We start from the raw sequence: 18,324 nt of genomic DNA, 5'->3' as shown, positions 1-18,324 counted from the left end.
ATAATTTTATGCAAGTTTTGCTATCAAGCGCCGTTATCGTTTGACGATTTTATAGGCTTGCCAGCCTATTTTATGTTGTTACTGCCATAAGCGTTTCGCCAGTCCTGATGCGCGCAGTGTGGCTTGGCTGCATGCTTGTTCAAACACGCGCTGGCTACCTAAACAGGTAAAATGGTGTTTAGCGCGAGTGATCGCCGTATACACCAACTCTTTGGTGAGCAGTTGCCGCTGGGCGACACTTGGGCGAGGTGGCATGACTAACGCCACTTGACTAAATTCGCTGCCTTGGCTTTTATGCACTGTCATCGCATAACAGGTGTCGTGGCTTGGCAGGCGCGCCGGTAATACTTTGAGTAAGGTGCCATCGGCTTGAACAAAATGGGCCATTAAGCGATGTTGGTTATGGGCATCGGGCAAAATAATGCCGATATCACCATTAAACAGACCAAGGTTATAATCGTTACTTTGGATGATCACCGGCCGCCCTGCATAAAATTCAGTGGCCGGGTTGACCAATTTTTCCTTGGCGAGGGCTTGGGTGATACTGGCATTAATGCCATCGACGCCATATTCACCAGCGCGCATGGCACACAGCACGCGGTAACGATTGAAGCTGTCGATAATACTCATGGCATCTTGCTCTTGAGTGATCGCCTCAAGGTAGTGACGATATTGCGCCACGCTGCGCTCGAGCAAGGCGTTTAAGCCCAAATTGGTTTGCTGATTAATCTGATGCTCAATCCACAACAGTTCCTCATACCCGCGCTGCCAGACCTGCATTATGGCCGCTAAATTACTGATGTTAACGGCGCTGGCCAGTTGACCAATACCGGCATCCCCCTTAAAGCGGTGGCTGTGCATCAGCATCGCCAAACTGTCACCGAGCTGGGGTGATTCGCTGACAAAGCCATTAAGATCTGTCCCCGTGAGCTGGCTGAGTAATGCTGCCTTATCTTGCGAGTAGCGCATTGACCATTGACCATTTCTGTCTTTTAACCCAGCGCAAATATCGGCCAGCACAGCGCCGGCTTCTACCGACGCCAGCTGATCCTGATCGCCAAGTAAAATAAGCCGAGCATGACTAGGCAAGGCATTTAGCAGTTTATACATCATAGGCAGATCTACCATTGAGGCTTCATCGACCACCAAGAGATCCAGTCGCAGTGGGTTGTCGCTATCGTGGCGGAAACGGTGCGAGTTGGGAATAACCCCCAGTAAACGATGTAGGGTCGAGGCTTCCTCCGGCACCTGTTGTAATGCGTTAAGATCGATAATGTCACTAAAGGGAGCCAGTTCAGTGGCTAGGCGCGCTTTAGAGGCTTTAATCGACTCACTTAATCGCGCTGCGGCCTTACCCGTGGGCGCAACGAGGCGGATAGTCATGGTTTCTTGCTGACACAATAACAAGAGTAGCTTAGTCACTGTGGTGGTTTTACCCGTCCCCGGGCCGCCCGTGATCACCGCCAGCTTTTGAGTGAGCGCTGTGGCCGTGGCGATTTTTTGCCAGTCATATTGCCTCTCGGTAGGGGCGAATAAGCTGGCGAGCATATTGGTGCTTGCGCCGATATCACTCACGCGAATGGGCTGGGCTAAGGCGTTGAGTTGCTGTCCCACGCGAGATTCAAACTGGTAATAACGTTGCAAGTAGAGGTTGAAGCCATCAAGGATCAGCGGTTTATCGAGTTGCTCAGGCGCTAAGCCGACCGCATCGCAGCGACTCAGCTCAGCGATGATCTCCTGTGGACTTAAGGTGATACGGCATTGAGCTTGCTGCTCACTCATGGGGTTATCGACATCGATCTGCTCAATGGGTAGGCAGCTATGCTGCAGTGACAGTTGGCGGCTGAGCAGGGCACAGATCAAGATAAACAGCTCATTGCTGCTCGGATGCAGCGCACTCATCTGCAGTGCAAAATGGCGATCGAGTGGGGTTAATAGTCGTTCTTGTTCCCACTGTTTTAACAGTGCCGTTAAGGGTTGCTCTAAGGTTATCATAGTGCGAGCTCCGCAGATGTCCCACTGCCCAAAGGCTGATAGGGAGCTTGGAATAGATGGTCGAGTCGCTCGATCAGGGCTTGGCTGGGTTTATCATAAAACACCCCAGCACCAGGTGCTTGTTGTGACATACCGCGTAAAAATAGGTAGTAACACCCGCCGATATGCTGCTCGTAACAATAGTTGGCTAAGCGCAGCTTAAGGTAGCGGTGCAGCGCCAAGGTGTAGAGGATGTATTGCAAGTCATAACGGTGGCTACTAATGGCCTGTTGCATCTGGCCTTGATGATACTGACTCACATCGTTACCCAAATGATTGGACTTATAATCGGCAATGTAAAATTGGCCCTGATATTCGAAGGTTAAATCGATAAAGCCTTTTAGCATGCCCTGTAGTGCATCGAAGCTGAGTTCGGCGCTATAACCAAACTCGCTAAGTAGCTGATTCAATGCGCTGGCCTGTAAGTGCGATATCGGTAGGTAAAATTCCATTTCGACTAAGGTTTTGCTTGCTGGAAGTTGCGCCAAGCACAGCCCACTGTCATTGAGCGGCGCACCGAGCAGGTCCATATACCACTGGTGCAGCACAGGTTGCCAGACGCTATCGATGCCAAATTTTTCCATCGCTATGGGCAGTTGCTCCTGTAGCGTGACATCGGCGCGGGTAAAATCAATCAGCTCTAATACCAAGTGCATAAAGCTACCTGCATTGGCGCCGCGCTCGAAGGTGAAACGTGACATCTGGTTATCGAGATCATCTTCAATCACGTTGAGCTCAGGAAAGGCCTCATCGTCACCGCCGGGCATGACACGTTCATGGGCTTGGTTTTTTACCAGCCCCGAATAACTGCCGACCCGCCATGGGGTGGTTTGAAGGCGTCGCAGTGCCTTAGGCGCTAGGCTTAGGTTATCGACACTCGTTGGCGCCAGCACTGTGGCGCTGGCTATCTCCTCGATGCTGGTGACACTTAACGCATCACTTGCCAAGGCTTGGGCACGCGCTTGTATATCGCTAAATTCACATTTGGCCTCTTCGATGCCAAGCAGATAGCCAATGGCGGTTTCGTGTAGTTGGCTGCTAATGCCCGCTTTTTTGGTGTAGCGCGAGTGGTTTGCCACATACAGATAACAGGCGAGCACGGGGCGAGTCAACGCCACGTAGAGTAAGCGTAAATCTTCGGCCAGCGTTTCCCGTTTATGCCGCGCCCAGCCCTCATCACTCTGCTCTATGTCCCACAGCAGTTGGTTATCTTGGTGGTACAACATGGGGGCCGGCTTACGGCGGTTGTCGCGGGCAAGGCTGACAAAGGGCACAAAGCAAACTGGGTATTCTAGCCCCTTACTCTTATGGATAGTGACTATCTGCACAAGGTTTTGCTCGCTTTCGAGCCTGAGCTGCGCTTCTTCTGTGCTGTGGCTGTCGAGCAGCGCCTGCTGATACCAATTGAGCAGGGCGCTGATCCCGTCAAGCTCGCTGGCTTTTTGCTGTAACAGTTCGCCTAAATGCCTAAAGTCGGTTAAGCGGCGCTGGCCGTCTGCGGTACTTAACAGCCGCTGAATAAGCGCGGTATCGCTGGCCATGGCCAATAAACAGGGCATAATGCCGCGTTTTTGCCAGATCTGCTGCAAGCCATTAAATTGTTCCAGCAGTTGCTGTCGGCTGTCTTCATCGAGGTTAAACTGATGAATAGCTTCGGCATTGTAGCCCAGCAGCTGGGTGGCCAGCGCGCTTCTTAGCGCGCGCTCATCCTTTGGATTAGCAATCGCGACCAACACCAGTGCCAGCTCTTTAGCTTCGAGGGTGGCAAATACACTGTCACGGCTGAGAAACACAGCGCCTATCTGGCGCTCGCTGAGGGCGGCTTTAATGTAGGCGGCTTCGTTACGGTCTCGAACCAGCACCGCAATGTCTTTGGCCCTAAGGGGTTTATCATCCAGCAGGCATAAACCTTGCTGCGCCTCGGTTAATAGTCTGGCTATCTCATTACAGGCATCTTCGGCGAGCAAACTTCTCGCGGTGGCTTTATTGAGCCCTTTGTCGGGATCTTCACCGAGCAGTTTGAGCCGCAGTGCACTGTTATCGCTATTGGCCTCGATTAAACGTTTGTTATCGGCAAAGGGTGAGGGCGCCACGATCTCAAACGGAATCGCTTCGCTAATAAAGGGATCGTGATGTTGGCCAAATAACTGATTCACGCCGGCTATCATATTGCGACTCGAGCGGAAGTTAGTGTCTAAGCTGTAGTGGGCTTGAGCCTGCTGGCGAGCGTCAATATAGGTGTGAATATCGGCGCCCCTAAAGGCGTAAATGGCCTGCTTGGGATCGCCAATCATCAATAAGCTTTGCGCCGGATGCGCTAGGTTTTCGCCCTGCTGATAGATGTGGCTAAAAATTTGATACTGCAGTGGATCGGTATCTTGAAACTCATCGATAAGCGCAATAGGAAAACGCTGGGCGATGCTGTGAGCCAGACTCTGCGCTGCGTCGCTGTTATCTTGACTGGGCGCACTCAGTGCACCCGCAAGGGTGAGCAGCAGATCGTCGGGTGTCAGCAGATTACGCTCCTGTTTTTGCTTTGCAAAACGGCTCGAGATCCCTTGGCGCGCCGCAAACAGAAAGCTGGGCACAAACTGAGTTATCAATTGATTCAGATTGTCGATATGGGCCAACAGCGGCGCTTGCTCAGCCGTTGGGATCTCGCCGCCTTTATTGAGTTTAAGCTGGCTTAACGCGAGCGCATCGAGCACTTTGCTATCGGGCAGTGATTGGCCATGATGAGCCCAATTGTCCATCGCCGCTAACATGGCAGCGAGTTTGGGAAAACCTTGATCTTTTTTACCAAACCGCACTCCATTGAGCGGCAGCTGCAGCAAGAGTTGCTCGAGTGCATCGCGCTCACGCGGCCAGATGAGTCTTAAGCGACTCAGGCTTTGGCTCAGCGCCTGGGCTATCTGTTTAAAGGGCTGCGGCGTGGGAGTCGCTTTGGCTTGACTGGCGCCGAGCAGCGGCCTGAGTTGCTGGGCCAAGCCATCGGGATCGCTAAACTTACCTTGCACAATTTGGGCAAGATAGCCGGGCAGCGGATAGCAGGTTTCTCGCCAGAAATCGCGCACCGCATGGTGTAAAAACTCACTATCATCGAGGGTAAATTCAGACTCAAACAGCAAACCCGATTCAAACGCCATGTCGGCTAATATGCGCTGACAGAAACCATGAATAGTAAAAATGGCCGCCTCATCGAGGGATTTTAGCGCCAAATCGAGTCGTTTACGCGCCAGCGGTAGCTGCTCTGCTGGGGTCTGTGCGTAGAGCTGCTCAATCAGGGGATCGCTCACGGGCAGGCCAATAAAACAGCGATAAGCCAGCTGGATTTTTTTACGAATGCGATCCCTCAGTTCACCTGTGGCGGCATTGGTAAAGGTCACCACTAATATTTGCTCGCAGCGCAGCGGCTGCGGGCAACCATGACCCAGCAATAGGCGCACATATAGGCCCGCGATAGTATAGGTTTTACCTGTGCCGGCGCTGGCTTCAATAAGACGGGTGCCGTCAAAAGGCAGGGTAAGGGTGTCGAGTATGGTGCTCATGTTAGCGTCCCTCCACAAAGGTGGCCAGCTCACTTAATGGCGCCTTATAAAGCAGGCTAAGCAAGGGCGATAATAGTGTTGTGGCAGGCTCGCCAAATTGGGCCTCAGTGAAATCTTCTGGAAAACGAAATAGGCGCTGGTAATGGGGTTCGAGCCCTTCCCCCATGGTACCTTGATCATCGAGCCACTGTTTTTGCGCCTCGGCAAGTTTGTCTGTGTGGTCGCCTTCGGCTTCGACATAGCTCATGGCCGTGCGCGGAATAAACATCAAGGGCTGATGTTGGCCACGGTGAAAGTAGTCGACCCACACACTGAGCTGATTGATGGCTTGCTCGCTCGTAATTGGGGCAAACCCATAAAAATGGCCAATATCGAGCAGATAACTGTCGCCAATGGCTTGGGTGCCCATGGCGTTAAGGCAAAGGTGGCGCAAATAAACCCGAATAAGATCGCGGGCGTTGGCCGTGCCTGGACGATAATTGACGAGCCCTTTGGCCGATAGCGAGTCTATCCGCCCCACAAGGTGGCTTTGACGGCTATCGTTGAGGGCGATAGCTATCTCTAGCGCGTGGGATTGTTCGCCTTTGAGGTAGTTAGCTCTGCCGATAATGGGTTTAATATCGTGTAGATATTGATTAAGCAGCAGATCGTCAAACGGCGCTAGGGGCAGTTGGCCCGCCAGTTTGAGTTTATGCAGCAGTTGCTCGTCGGGCAGCTCTTGCTGCCGCTTAATGGCATCATCAATCAGGTGGGCTTGCAACTTGTAGCGAGATAATGGATTGAGGCTAAAGGGCTCATCATTGTCATCGGCTTGAATATCTAAGCCTAAATCCAGTTTCAGCGAGCGGTTAAAGAAATACTGCGCGGGATTACGATAAAAGCGGATCAGCGCCGAGAGCTCGATTTCACGGCTGTCATCCTCACTGTTAACCTTGAGCGCGTGCTCAATAAAGCGGCTCTGTTGGCCTTGCGCGTCGCTGCTGTGACTGGCAACGGGGCACCATTGCTGGCTATAACTGTGCTGTAAGCCTTGGCCGGCTTGATACAGACGCTCATCGAAGGGCTGTAGCGGCTGCTGTTTTATCAACTGCGCGGCAATGGTTTTTTCAATGGCATCAATATCGACAGCGCCAGAGTCTGGCGCATTAAGCGTAGCTTCGAGCGATGCAGGCAGGTAACACAGCTGGCAATATTCGATCAGCTCAGAGACCAGCATCGAGGGGATGCGCTCACTGTTATCGCGCTCACTATGACCTATGTAGCTAATATACAGTTGCTGCCTTGCCGATAACATGGCTTCTAAAAACAGGTATCTGTCGTCGAGTCGGCGTGAACGATCGCCTTTGCGCGCACCAAACTGTGCGACTAAATCAAAGCCTACCGGATGTTGTACCCTAGGGTAGACACCATCGTTCATCCCCAGTAAACACACCACCTTAAAGGGAATAGAGCGCATCGGCATTAAGGTACAAAAATTGACACTACCGGCTAAATAACGTTGACCAACGCGGGATTCAGACAGTTGGCTAACAAACCAATTTTGCAGTACGCTAATATCCAGTTCGCTGCTGTATTGGCTCTGGTTTAGCTCTTCACTTAGGCGGCTAATGGCGCCGCGAATGGCTTGCTCTTGATTAAGCTCCTCCTCATCGCAATCATAAAACTCATCGACTAACTGCTGCAGCTGGCCGATACGCTCATTGAGCGAGCAAGGCTGATTGAGCGCCAGGGTAAATTCATCGAGCGCTTCGATAAAATTGAGTAACTTACCTAAGGCCTGAGCCGATTGACCTTCAATGCCCTCTAACGCCAAGTTGTCTTGGTAGATAGGGGCGTGATCGCTAAAGCTGTAACCTAAAATCAATCGCTTAATACCAAAGGCCCAAGAATTTTGCTCAAAGGCGGGCAGTTGTTGTGCCTGACGCGCCTTGGCATCACGGCCCCAACGCACGCCAGCTTGCTCTAACCAACGACGAATAATATCCAGTTCATCATCACTGATATCGAAGCGGCGCAGTACCGCTGGCACTTCCACAATGCCTAAAATATCGGTGAGGGCGAAGCGGCTCTGATTTAGGGTTAACAGGTGTAAAAAGCTGCTGATCAAGGGCGACTCTTGGGCGGCGCCGCGATCGGCAATGGCGTAAGGGATATAGTGCGCGCCACTTTTAGCCGCAAACACGGCGTCGATATAGGGCGCGTAGGCCGCAACATCAGGCATCATCACCACTATGTCTTTCGGGCTGATGGGCGTTTCGCTGCCCTCTTGCTGTGCCAGTAGCGCCAATAAATGATCATGCAGGGTTTCAATTTCGCGCAGTGCACTGTGGCAGCTTCGAAAGGTAATAGAGTCATCATTGGCGTGTAACCGTCGCCGCCCTTCGAGGCTTAAATAGAGCTCGCCATCGGGGCCAAGGCTCTTACCGCGGGTGGTAAGCTCCAAAATATCCTGCTGCACGCCGTGTAACAGGGTGTTATTGCCGGGATCTTGATAGCATTCGAAGTTAAAATTGGTATCTTCTTCAGGCAGTTCGAGGATTAAATCCAGCAGTTCACGGCCCATCTTGCCATTATTGGCAAGCAAAGGGTTACCCACTTCCAGTTTATCTTCCCAGTCCATACACAGTTGCTGCTTATCTGCATATTGCAGCGCCATACGGGCGCGCAGACGAGGGTCGACAATGTCGCCCCAATAATGCTGACAAGGGCTGAGGTTGAGCATCACCACATCGATGCGTTTGGCTAAGAAATAGAGCACCTCTAGGGTTTGCGGTGCCATGGATGAGATACCAAACACAAACAGTCGTCGAGGTAAGCCACTTAAGTCGCAGTTAGGATCATCTAAGGTATCAAACAGTGCCTGATGCAGGTTGGCCCTGTGGTAGGTGCTTTGGCCTAACTCTTGATTGTTGTATTGGATAAGCGCGCGCCAAAGCACTGGTTGCCACTCTTGTGCTGGGCTAAGGCGCTCATTTTTGGGGGGCAGCAACGGCTCATTGGCCTCCCAAGCTAAAATCCAATCGGGGCGATAGACCAAGTATTGGTCAAAAATATCGGCGATTTGACCGCATAACTGATACAGCTTAAGCGAGTGAGTCGCGTTGAGATCATCTGTGATGGCATCATCATCTAGATAGTGTCTTAGGGGCGCAAACACAGGTTGTGCCAGCAACTGCGGCAACAGCTCCATTAATTTCCAGGTCATCGCCGCTTTGGTGTAGGCATTTTCTTTGGGCACGTTAGGCAGCAGGGTGTGACACAATTGCCAGATAAAGCTGGAAGGCAGGGGGAATTCGAGCGCCGCAGCAATGTGGTTGTGCTGCGCAATCGCCAGACGCAGCCAAGTGGACATGCCCGGGCTTTGCACCAAAATTTGCTCGCACGATAACAGCGAGTCCATGGCCTGAGGCGATTTCAGCTCATCAGCCAATAATTGGGCTAACGATTCCATTCGATTTGACTGAACCAAGTAAAGCATAGTGGGCCTTTATCTTTATGATGCTGCGCGCGAAGGTGTGCGCCAAGAGTGACAAACTTATAGGGGTTATTCTATGGTGTTAATGCTTGATAGCCAATCATCAAGGTCAATTTTATCGAGTGAAACAAACATTTGCCTGAAAAAACATCAGCGCGTAGCTTGGCGGCTATCAAGGCTTAATATCGCCAAGCGTAATTGCCAGCGATACCTCGTTATCTGCTGTTGTAACGCTTGGCGCTCACTAGGGCTGTGAGGCTGGTATTTTAACGCCATGTAACAGTCGATATACCGCTGCAAGGGAACGGCGAGTGTCGGCAAGTGCGTTGCAACGCGCTGAGCATAACGCTGCGGCGGTTCGTCGGTTTCACGGGGCAGGCCTTTTTTTGCCAGCAAGGCGGTGATGGCATCGAAGCCTGCTTTAAGTCGGTCTGGCTGGCGTTGAAACTGCAATAATCCAACACTGTAGGCAATAGCGACGCCAATAAGGGCCATGGTACAGATAATCAATATGGCCAGTTTAGTACTGTCAACATCGCCCAGCAGGCGTTTAAGCAGTTGCTGCTGACGCTGGTTATCAAAGCCTAACACCCATTTGCTCCAGTAGTAGTCGATACTGGCAATGGACAACCTGAGCTGGTTAAGTAAGGGGTATTGTCTGAGCCGTAAACTACTAAAAGGACGCTCTTGTAGATAGCTATCTGCGGGATTAAAAAAGGCATCAAATCCCTGTTCAACGCGCTCTGGCGCTATCATAGCGGTGGGATCAAATCGGGTCCAGCCGTGGTTAGGAAGCCATGCTTCGACCCACGCATGGGCCATATATTGATACACGCTGAGATATTGTGCGCTTTGGTTCCACTCTCCGCCTTGGTATCCGGTCACTAAGCGGGCTGGAATGCCAGTTTGCCGCGCCATAAAGGCGAGGGCGCTGGCATAATGCACGCAAAAGCCCGCTTGGTTTTCAAACAGGAAATCATCTATCTGCTGTGGTCCAACAGGTGGTGGTTGCAAAGTATAGTAATAGGGCGACTCATTGAAATAGCGCATCATGGCAGCCATACGCTGCTGAGGATCTGGATAGCTTTGCTTAAACCGCTCGGCTAACGCTAGCGTTTTAGGATTACTGCGTGCGGGTAACTGTAAATTACCTTGGATTTGCGCCTCGCTAAGCTGGCTGTCTAAACTTGCCTCAGTGTAGGAGGCGACGCTGTATTGATATTGCTGCTCCACCGAGCTTATGGCGTATAGCCGACCGTCGGGTAGGTTAATCACCCCATCGCTTGGGCTGTAGGCAAGGTCTAGGCCAAATAACCAGTGCTGATGACTGGGCTCGGCGATCACTTGATATTGCAATGCTTGACCTACAGGGCGTTGCCTTTGCGCCGCTTTAGCTTGACTGGGGTTGGCTTCAAGCTGCTTTATTGCCGCAGAAGGGGTCCAGCTTTTACCGTCATAATGCTCCATCACTAAGGCGCGCCAATAGCGTTGTTGGTGCTGTGGCGGTTCGTTGTCGAAGCTGACCCGAAACGCCAGTGCTGGCGAACGGGTTAATTGGTTGATGTCACCCAAGGAAACCGTATCTGACAGTCCTGTAGTGGCATTATTGGCGTTAGGCACCAACCACAGTGGGGGTAATCGCGGTAGCACGATAAATAACAAGAGCGCCAGTGGCACGCTTTGTAACAGCAGCTGACTCGCCCGCTTGGCGGTATGCATCATCGCCTCATTTTCACGGTATAAACTGAGTAACACCGCTAAATTAAGGGTGGCGACTAGGGTCAGTTGTAGGGTAAACGACAGACTTTGTTTTTCGATAAAGGTGATGGCGATTAAGAAAAAGCCGACCATGACGACCGCGCGCACATCGCGGCGGTCTCGCATCTCGATATACTTAAGTGCGTAACCTAAAATCAGTAAGTTAATCAAACCATTGAGCATGCCTATTTGGCTGGTGACTAACACTAACGTAGCGGCCGATGCAAGCGCGAGCAGGGTGACCAGATAGCGCGGTGGACGAGCGACTTTGGCGCTAAAAATGCCCACACGCCAGACGAAACAGATGGCGCAGATGGCGAGAGTCCAATGGGTCATTTTATCGTGTAGCGGTGCCAACACGGCGATATTAACCAGAAGTAGCCAAGCGAGTGTGTGGCGCGTGATGATCTCTTGCCGATCAGCCATTATGTTGCTCCTGCGAGCTTGTCGGCTTCTCTGGTGTAGCAGCATTTGCTTGTGTCTGGCTCGGCTCCTTGGTGTGGAACATGACGGGTGGGGAACCTGAGCTGACAACGTTGGGAACCTCCGGGTAGACGGCTAGCGCGGTGAGACATTGCAGCCGATGTGCTGCGCCGCTATTGGGAGCAATGGTGAGCATCGGGAGCTGTAAACCAAATACTTGCTGGGTTTGCCATAAGGTGTCTACCGTCCATGTCAATTCACTGAGGTGCTGCTCAATGTCAGGATGCTGGGCGTTGAGTATTAACCAAGTGGGCGCGCTCACGGGCTCACCAAATGATTTGGTGAGCATACCTCGGCCTTGCGCCAACTGTTTCCATGCGATTTGGTTGGGCGATTCGCCGCAGACATAGGGCTTTAAGGTATTAAATTCTTCCACCCCCGCCGCCAAACTTCCCTTTAGATGAGCTTGCTCATGGGCGTGAGCAGCTTGTTGGCTAAGTGGTGTCATTACCGCTTTAGGGGCCGCAAACACCAGTTGGCGGTTAGCCAAATCGACAACCGACCAAGCGCGGCACAATCCTAACGGGTAGTGAGTCTCAACAGTTAATCGACCTGGATGGATCCAGCCACGACCTTGATTGGTAAAGGGCAATAATAAGCGCTGTTTTTTATCATCGACGCGCGCCGCGCTAAGCGGCGCATTATTGCCATAACGCAATTGGATTTGGTGTTGGGCTTGCTTAGCCGTTAACTCAACAGGATAGAGCACATCTTCCCCCGCATAGACCGCGGGGCCTTGTGCAGCGTTAAGGGTAAGGCCTGCGAGATTGCGGTAACTGTAGATAATACAAGTATTAAAGATACTCAGTAGTAAGAGGGCAAGGCCTATCACTAAATTGTTTTGGTAGTTGGTACCAAACAGAAATAACAGTACCACCACCCCAAGCCAACATAATCCAAATGCGCTCGGCAAAATGAAAATACTCTTATGCGCTAAGGTTATGGGGGATTGCGCAGGTAAGCGGCGCGACAACCAGTGTTGCCACCAGCCTTGATAAGGTTTGAGTCCAGCCTTAGCCTGTGGCATCGGATTAGCGTATGGGGTTCGTGCTGCTAAGCAATTTTTGCGATAGTGCCTCACCTTGTTGCTGGCTGGTGTGACGCAGGCGATGCTCTGCCACTGAGGCAAATACCGCTTGTACATCTTCAGGGACGATATAGCGTCGCCCGGCAATAAAGGCCCATGCTTTGGCGGCGCTCAATAGGGCTTTACTGGCTCGCGGCGACAGCCCGTAACCTTCATGTAACTGACGTGACCCATCGACCAGCGCCAAAATATACTGTAATAACGCATCCGAGGCGCTGACCGTACTGACCTCTTGTTGCAAGGCGCTTAAGGTGACAGGATCGATGCATTGCGGCAATGGCGCGCTTTGCGGTGATAAATCCTCTCCCTTAAGCATGGCCAGTTCTGCCACCGCGCTCGGGTAGCCAATGGTGAGGCGCATCATGAAGCGATCGAGTTGTGATTCAGGTAAGGGAAAGGTGCCCGATTGCTCGCTCGGGTTTTGCGTGGCGATCACAAAAAATGGCTTGGGTAGTGGGTGAGTCATGCCATCGACTGTCACCTGATGTTCAGCCATGGCTTCGAGCAGGGCACTTTGGGTTTTAGGGCTGGCGCGATTGATTTCATCGGCGAGGATCATCTGTTTGAAAATCGGCCCGGGATGGAATACAAATTGTGACTGTTCTTTATCGAAAATCGATACGCCAATAATGTCGGCTGGCAACATGTCACTGGTAAATTGCACCCGCTGATGACTCAAGCCCAAACTTTGAGCGAGTCCCTGAGATAGGCTGGTCTTACCCATGCCAGGCAGATCTTCTATCAATAGATGGCCTTTGGCCAAAATGCAGGCTAATGCCAATTTGATCTGTTGTGGTTTACCCAGTAACACCCGTTCCAGTTGGGTTAATAATGATGCAATTATGGGATTAGCCATATCAGTCCTTTTTAGCTGAAATAGTAACGTAACCTTGGTGAGTTAAGTGGCAAAATATCGATACTGGCAAGTGAAGCTTGGTAAATAAAGCGTCACCCGGGGGCACTGTTGTATATTGCACTTTGCCCCGAGGCTTGATGGTACCTAGCAACACATGCAGCTTAGATGATAATGCGATGATTGATGCCATTGCATCGCCTTAGGCTCTAGTGATGACTTAATATTTGAACTGCCATTCTTGCGCCGAAAACAGGTCGACAGGCTTGTTCTGTTTGACTTGGTATATCACTCGATAGCTCAGCACCGCTTGCACGTATTCGCGGGTTTCGCGAAAGGGAATAGACTCTATGAAGGCGATAACATCCAATTGGCCATTACTCTCGTCGAGCCAGCGCGTGACTCTATGGGGGCCAGCGTTATACGCGGCGGTCGCCAGCACGCGGTTATTATCGAAGCGCTCAAGTAGGCTGGCATAATATCGACTTCCCAGCTGGGTGTTAAAGTGGACGTCATAGAGGCTTTTTCTACCTAGGTATTTGAGGCCACTTTTATTGGCGGTTTCTTTAGCGGTTGCAGGCATGAGTTGCATCAAGCCTCTGGCCCCGACACCCGAGGTGGCATAAGGGTAAAAAGCAGATTCTCGCCGTGCAATGGCTCTTAAGTCGTCAATGTCAACTTTCGCTTGTTGGCTAGCGGTTTCAAAAGCGCGGTTTGCCGCAAACGGAAAACGCAGCGTCATGTCGTTCCATAGTTTGCCTTGAATGGTCGCTTGGACCGCTAAATCATCCCACTGGTTTTGCTCTGCCAGCAATGCGTATTGCGCCTGTAAGGGTTTATCGTGCCTGCCAAGCAGTAACACCCATTCGGCACGGGCATCGATAGTTTTATCTAAGGCTAATAACTCGGTCACGCGTGCAAGCCCAGGATCATTGGCTAATGTGGTGGCTAAAGTAGCATCAAAAACGGTCGCCTGATGTTGCAACTGCACTTGAGTGTTGAGTAGATAAGCTGCGCTGAAACCATAAAAATTTCGCTCCTGACTCAAGGTCGATAATAGAGTGTTAGCCACTGTTTCATCTTGGCTGAGTGCGCGTTTAGCTGCCCAAAATTGCCAACGGGATTTGGCTTGTTTTTCGCGACTTAAATGAGGTAAGTAATGGTCGATATTTTGCTGATCCTTATCTCGTATCGCCCAGCGTAAACGCAGCTCTTTAAGGTCGTCACTGTCAATTAAGGGCAGCAGGTTATCGACAAAAGGTTGCAGCTCAAGGTCTTGAGTTATCAGGGCGCGTCTGACCAAATAGTGACTGAGTTTACGTCCTTGATGCTCACTGAAACGACCCGCTTGCTGGTAAGTAACGTATAACTTGACGCTTTGCTGTAGATCTTGTTTGGCTAAGCGGCGTAATCCTGCATCGACAATGTCAGCATTTATCGGCGCCGATGTCATAAATTTTTGAGTGTGGCGTAGACGCTGCGGATCTTTATACACCGCCAAGAGTTGTTTCGCTTGGGTTTGATTATTGACCTTAGAGGCTAAGTAGCGCAGCAAGCTATATTGACCACTATTGAAGGCGAGTAACATACGTGACCAGACTAATGCTTGGGTGCGATAGCCGGCTTTTTCCCACGCATGAAACAGTGGGTCGCAGGCTTTAGGGCGGGACCGACCATAGAGCCACAATTGCTGCGCGCCTTGATAAGCCGTTTCAGGTTGTTGAGCCAAGTTAGCCCGATAAAAATAGCATTGCAGAGCCACATCACGTGGTGTTGTGGGTGAGATTTTTAGAAAATCTTGCCAGCGTTTATCTTGACCTGCAGCCAGTAAATAACGGTAACGGGCTGTCGCGTACAGTGGTGTACCTTGAAATCGCTTGAGTTGCCCCAGTGCTTGCTCTGCTGGTAACTTGAGCATATCCTCCAGCTTGGCGTGAAAGTCTAAATAAGGGGTTAAGGGATAACCTTCTAACCCTTGTCTTAGGGCGAGGTAGCGCCCAGTATCACCTTTTGCCAGTGCCGCTCTAGCATCGAGGTATTGCTGTTGTTGTGGGGTAAATGTGGTGCTATGAGCCGCCGCGCTGAGCAGCGCGGCGACAAGGGTAAGAGAGTAACAGTGACGTGGACCGTGTCGGCGTAACCTCTTAAACATGTTAATGACCTCTATCACAATTAAATTATCCATTTTGGTCAAGCAAGCCGCTATGTTTAACAATCTCTATGTAACACTCACTGCTCTATCTCACTGTGCTATGTCATGTCACTGTTATTCGTCACTGTTAATCAAGGTTAACTGCTATCATTCAAACTATGCCACGCTGGTGCTTGTTGATGTCAGCTAGGATCTTAGATTAATTGAGCTTCATTTCGGCATTAGGGACACTTAAATGTTCGTCAAGCGCCTTATCGAGTAGCTGGCTATCTAGCTGTTTTGAGGTGGTTACGCCAAGCTGCTGCATCTGGTGTGCTTGCCTAATCAGGTTGCCTTTACCCGTACTGAGTTTACCCATGGCGTTATTATAGCTCTTGTCTAATGATTCGATGCTACGACCAATACGTTCCATATCTTCAAGGTAACCACATAATTTGTCGTATATTTTGCCCGCTTGTTTAGCAATACGTTGTGCATTTTGATTTTGATACTCATAGCGCCAAATATTATTAATGGTACGTAGGGCAACCAGTAAGTTGGTTGGGCTGACCAGCATAATATTATTGTCTAAAGCATAGTTGATAAGCGCGGGTTCATGCTCTAACGCGAGTAAAAATGCAGGCTCTAGTGGAATAAACATTAGCACATAATCTAGGCTTGTTAATCCGTGTAGCTGTTGATAATCCTTTTGACTTAATCCCTTGATGTGATTTCGAATCGAGTTGCAATGTTCTTTAATGGCGGCAGCTTTAGTTAGCTCATCGTCGCTATTGAAGTAGCGCTCATATGCCACAAGAGACATCTTTGCATCGATCACCACATCCTTATTTTCCGGTAGGTGTACGATCACATCGGGTTTAAAACGCTGGCCTCGATCGTTTTTAAGATCTTGTTGAGTCTCATATTCGTGTCCTTCGCGGAGGCCGCTTTCTTGCAACACTCGTTCAAGGATCACTTCGCCCCAATTACCCTGTTGTTTATTATCGCCTTTTAAGGCTTTAGTCAGATTGATTGCATCTTGACTCATTTGTAGATTGAGGGCTTTTAACGATTCCAGTTGATGGTTAAAAGCACTACGCTCTGCCTGTTCGACCGTATAGGATTCTTGAACTTGCTTTCTAAATCCTTCAAGCTGCTGTTTAAATGGGGAGAGTACATTTGAAAGCTGTTGTTCGCTTTGATTTTGCAAGTTGAGTGATTTAGCATCAAAAATTTTGTTGGCTAGGTTTTCAAACTGTTGCGTTAATCGTGCTTCTGACTTATCTAGGTGAGCTATCTTGTCTTCCAGTGCCTGTTGCTCGGTTTCAAATTTAACCGTGAGAGTCTGCTGCATCGCATTGGCTTTTGATAATGCCAGCTGGGTTTCAAGTTGTTTACGTTGAGCTTGTTGCAGCTGCACTTCCAGTTCGCTGGCGCGCTGAGCCTGAGCTTGACTCATACCCAGTAAGCTGAGTTGATGGTCTAACTTTTGCTGTAGCGTATTGTGTTGATCTTGTTTGTCGTCGAGACTGGCTTGCATATAGTCGAGCTCATGCTGACGATGTTGCATCTCTTGGGTATGCTCATCGATTAATTGTTGTTTTACTGCCTGCCATTTATTGCGGGTTAATTTTTGATTGAGTAATGCACCAATCAATAGGGATAAGAATGCTACTGCTGCTAAAACAATGAGTTCGGGTAGAGTGAATGGGATGGCTGTTGGCATAAGGGAGACCTGTCTTTATCGATGCCATAAGCCTCTCACGAGCTGCAGTGCTGTTCAAGTATGTTGCGCTTAAATGATTAACAAATAGTGGTTAAATATGTTTAATTGAAATTTTTTTGCGCATATCTCTTTCTAATGGATAACAACGCACATATTGATGAGGTTTCTGGTGGCCATAAATAAAACAATTAAAGGTGCAGCTAGCCCAAGCTGGAATGAAAAAGCGGCTCATGTGACACCCGAGGCGGTGTTTAACGACAGACGTAACATTATTAAAGCACTGGGCCTTGGCGCGATAGGCGCCAGTATCCCTGGACAGGTGCAGGCGGGGATTTTTGACTTGTTCGGTAAGACAAGATCCTCGACCCCCTTTGTGACGCGTCCGTTGAGTTTTAGCCCAAATACAGCCTTTGGCCAAGGGGAAGTATTAACCCCTGAGCAGAAGGTGATCTCACATAATAATTTTTATGAATTTGGTACCAGTAAAACCGATCCTATTGATAATGCACAGGGGTTTAAAGTTGACCCTTGGGTGTTGAAAATTGAGGGGTTAGTCGATACACCATTAACGCTCGATCTCGATGATTTGACACGCTTGTTGCCGTTAGAGGAGCGTATTTATCGGCTTCGTTGTGTTGAAGCTTGGTCTATGGTGATCCCTTGGGTTGGATTTTCGCTTGGGGCATTGCTGAAAAAGGCAGGGGTTAAGGCGGGCGCGACCCATGTGGCATTTGAAACCTTGTTCGATCCTGATCAAATGCCGGGACAACGCAGCCGCTTAATGGGCGGCGGCATTCATTACCCTTACGTCGAAGGATTACGCTTAGATGAAGCGATGAACGAGCTCACCTTTATGGCGGTTGGTCTTTACGGCAAAACATTACCAGCGCAAAATGGAGCGCCCATTCGTTTAGTGGTGCCGTGGAAATACGGCTTTAAAAGCATTAAGTCTGTGGTGCGTATTCGGGTGATGGATAAACAACCGCCAACCAGTTGGAACCAGCTGGCATCCCATGAATATGGGTTCTTTGCCAATGTGAATCCCGCGGTCGATCATCCAAGGTGGTCTCAAGCGACTGAGCGGCGTATTGGGGAAGGCGGGCTCTTCTCGGCGACGCGTATCGCCACATTACCCTTTAATGGATATGGTGAGCAGGTCGCCCACCTCTATAAGAATATGGATTTAAAACAGTACTATTAATTTTGTAGCTTACGACTTTGTGACTTAG

Annotated in this window: 9 protein-coding genes; 1 reads left to right on the top strand and 8 read right to left on the bottom strand. The window is 50.2% G+C overall.

Annotated features, from left to right (window positions below; genetic code table 11):
* Positions 1-78 precede the first annotated feature (78 nt).
* From recD to rmuC, 8 genes are all read right to left on the bottom strand, one after another.
* Positions 79-1,995: an exodeoxyribonuclease V subunit alpha gene (gene recD / locus DN599_RS12790; RefSeq protein ID WP_110457980.1), complete on the bottom strand. Its 1,917-nt coding sequence runs from the start codon at positions 1,993-1,995 to the stop codon at positions 79-81.
* Entirely contained in the window at positions 1,992-5,582 is a 3,591-nt protein-coding gene (gene recB / locus DN599_RS12785) for an exodeoxyribonuclease V subunit beta (RefSeq protein ID WP_110457979.1), read from the bottom strand. The genes recD and recB overlap by 4 nt, the downstream gene beginning before the upstream one ends.
* A gap of 1 nt (position 5,583) precedes the next feature.
* A complete protein-coding gene (recC, locus tag DN599_RS12780) occupies positions 5,584-9,060 on the bottom strand; it encodes an exodeoxyribonuclease V subunit gamma (protein WP_110457978.1) in 3,477 nt (1,158 codons plus the stop codon).
* A 147-nt stretch (positions 9,061-9,207) separates the two neighbouring features.
* Positions 9,208-11,241 (bottom strand): transglutaminase TgpA family protein, encoded by a 2,034-nt coding sequence (locus DN599_RS12775; protein ID WP_110457977.1) that lies wholly within the window; start codon positions 11,239-11,241, stop codon positions 9,208-9,210.
* Positions 11,234-12,325, bottom strand: coding sequence for a DUF58 domain-containing protein (locus tag DN599_RS12770; protein WP_110457976.1), 1,092 nt, complete (start codon positions 12,323-12,325; stop codon positions 11,234-11,236). Before DN599_RS12770 ends, DN599_RS12775 begins: the two co-directional genes overlap by 8 nt.
* Positions 12,326-12,329: 4 nt before the next feature.
* Positions 12,330-13,241, bottom strand: coding sequence for an AAA family ATPase (locus DN599_RS12765; RefSeq protein WP_110457975.1), 912 nt, complete (start codon positions 13,239-13,241; stop codon positions 12,330-12,332).
* 217 nt (positions 13,242-13,458) lie between these two features.
* Positions 13,459-15,390, bottom strand: a complete 1,932-nt coding sequence (locus DN599_RS12755) for a transglycosylase SLT domain-containing protein (protein ID WP_110458176.1) — start codon at positions 15,388-15,390, stop codon at positions 13,459-13,461.
* Between the two features lie 199 nt (positions 15,391-15,589).
* Positions 15,590-17,095 (bottom strand): DNA recombination protein RmuC, encoded by a 1,506-nt coding sequence (gene rmuC, locus DN599_RS12750; protein ID WP_110457973.1) that lies wholly within the window; start codon positions 17,093-17,095, stop codon positions 15,590-15,592.
* A 169-nt stretch (positions 17,096-17,264) separates the two neighbouring features.
* Here rmuC and msrP point away from each other — a divergent pair, with 169 nt between their 5' ends.
* Positions 17,265-18,296: a protein-methionine-sulfoxide reductase catalytic subunit MsrP gene (msrP, locus tag DN599_RS12745; RefSeq protein ID WP_420820867.1), complete on the top strand. Its 1,032-nt coding sequence runs from the start codon at positions 17,265-17,267 to the stop codon at positions 18,294-18,296.
* Positions 18,297-18,324 lie beyond the last annotated feature (28 nt).

It is taken from the genome of Shewanella algidipiscicola, from assembly GCF_900380485.1.
GTDB lineage: Bacteria > Pseudomonadota > Gammaproteobacteria > Enterobacterales > Shewanellaceae > Shewanella > Shewanella algidipiscicola.
This window is presented reverse-complemented; position numbering and strand designations above follow the sequence as displayed.

Bases quoted from the DNA above. Each gene is read 5' to 3' on its own strand.
- recD (WP_110457980.1), bottom strand. From the start codon at position 1,995: ATGATAACCTTAGAGCAACCCTTAACGGCACTGTTAAAACAGTGGGAA.
- recB (WP_110457979.1), bottom strand. From the start codon at position 5,582: ATGAGCACCATACTCGACACCCTTACCCTGCCTTTTGACGGCACCCGT.
- recC (WP_110457978.1), bottom strand. From the start codon at position 9,060: ATGCTTTACTTGGTTCAGTCAAATCGAATGGAATCGTTAGCCCAATTA.
- DN599_RS12775 (WP_110457977.1), bottom strand. From the start codon at position 11,241: ATGGCTGATCGGCAAGAGATCATCACGCGCCACACACTCGCTTGGCTA.
- DN599_RS12770 (WP_110457976.1), bottom strand. From the start codon at position 12,325: ATGCCACAGGCTAAGGCTGGACTCAAACCTTATCAAGGCTGGTGGCAA.
- DN599_RS12765 (WP_110457975.1), bottom strand. From the start codon at position 13,241: ATGGCTAATCCCATAATTGCATCATTATTAACCCAACTGGAACGGGTG.
- DN599_RS12755 (WP_110458176.1), bottom strand. From the start codon at position 15,390: ATGTTTAAGAGGTTACGCCGACACGGTCCACGTCACTGTTACTCTCTT.
- rmuC (WP_110457973.1), bottom strand. From the start codon at position 17,095: ATGCCAACAGCCATCCCATTCACTCTACCCGAACTCATTGTTTTAGCA.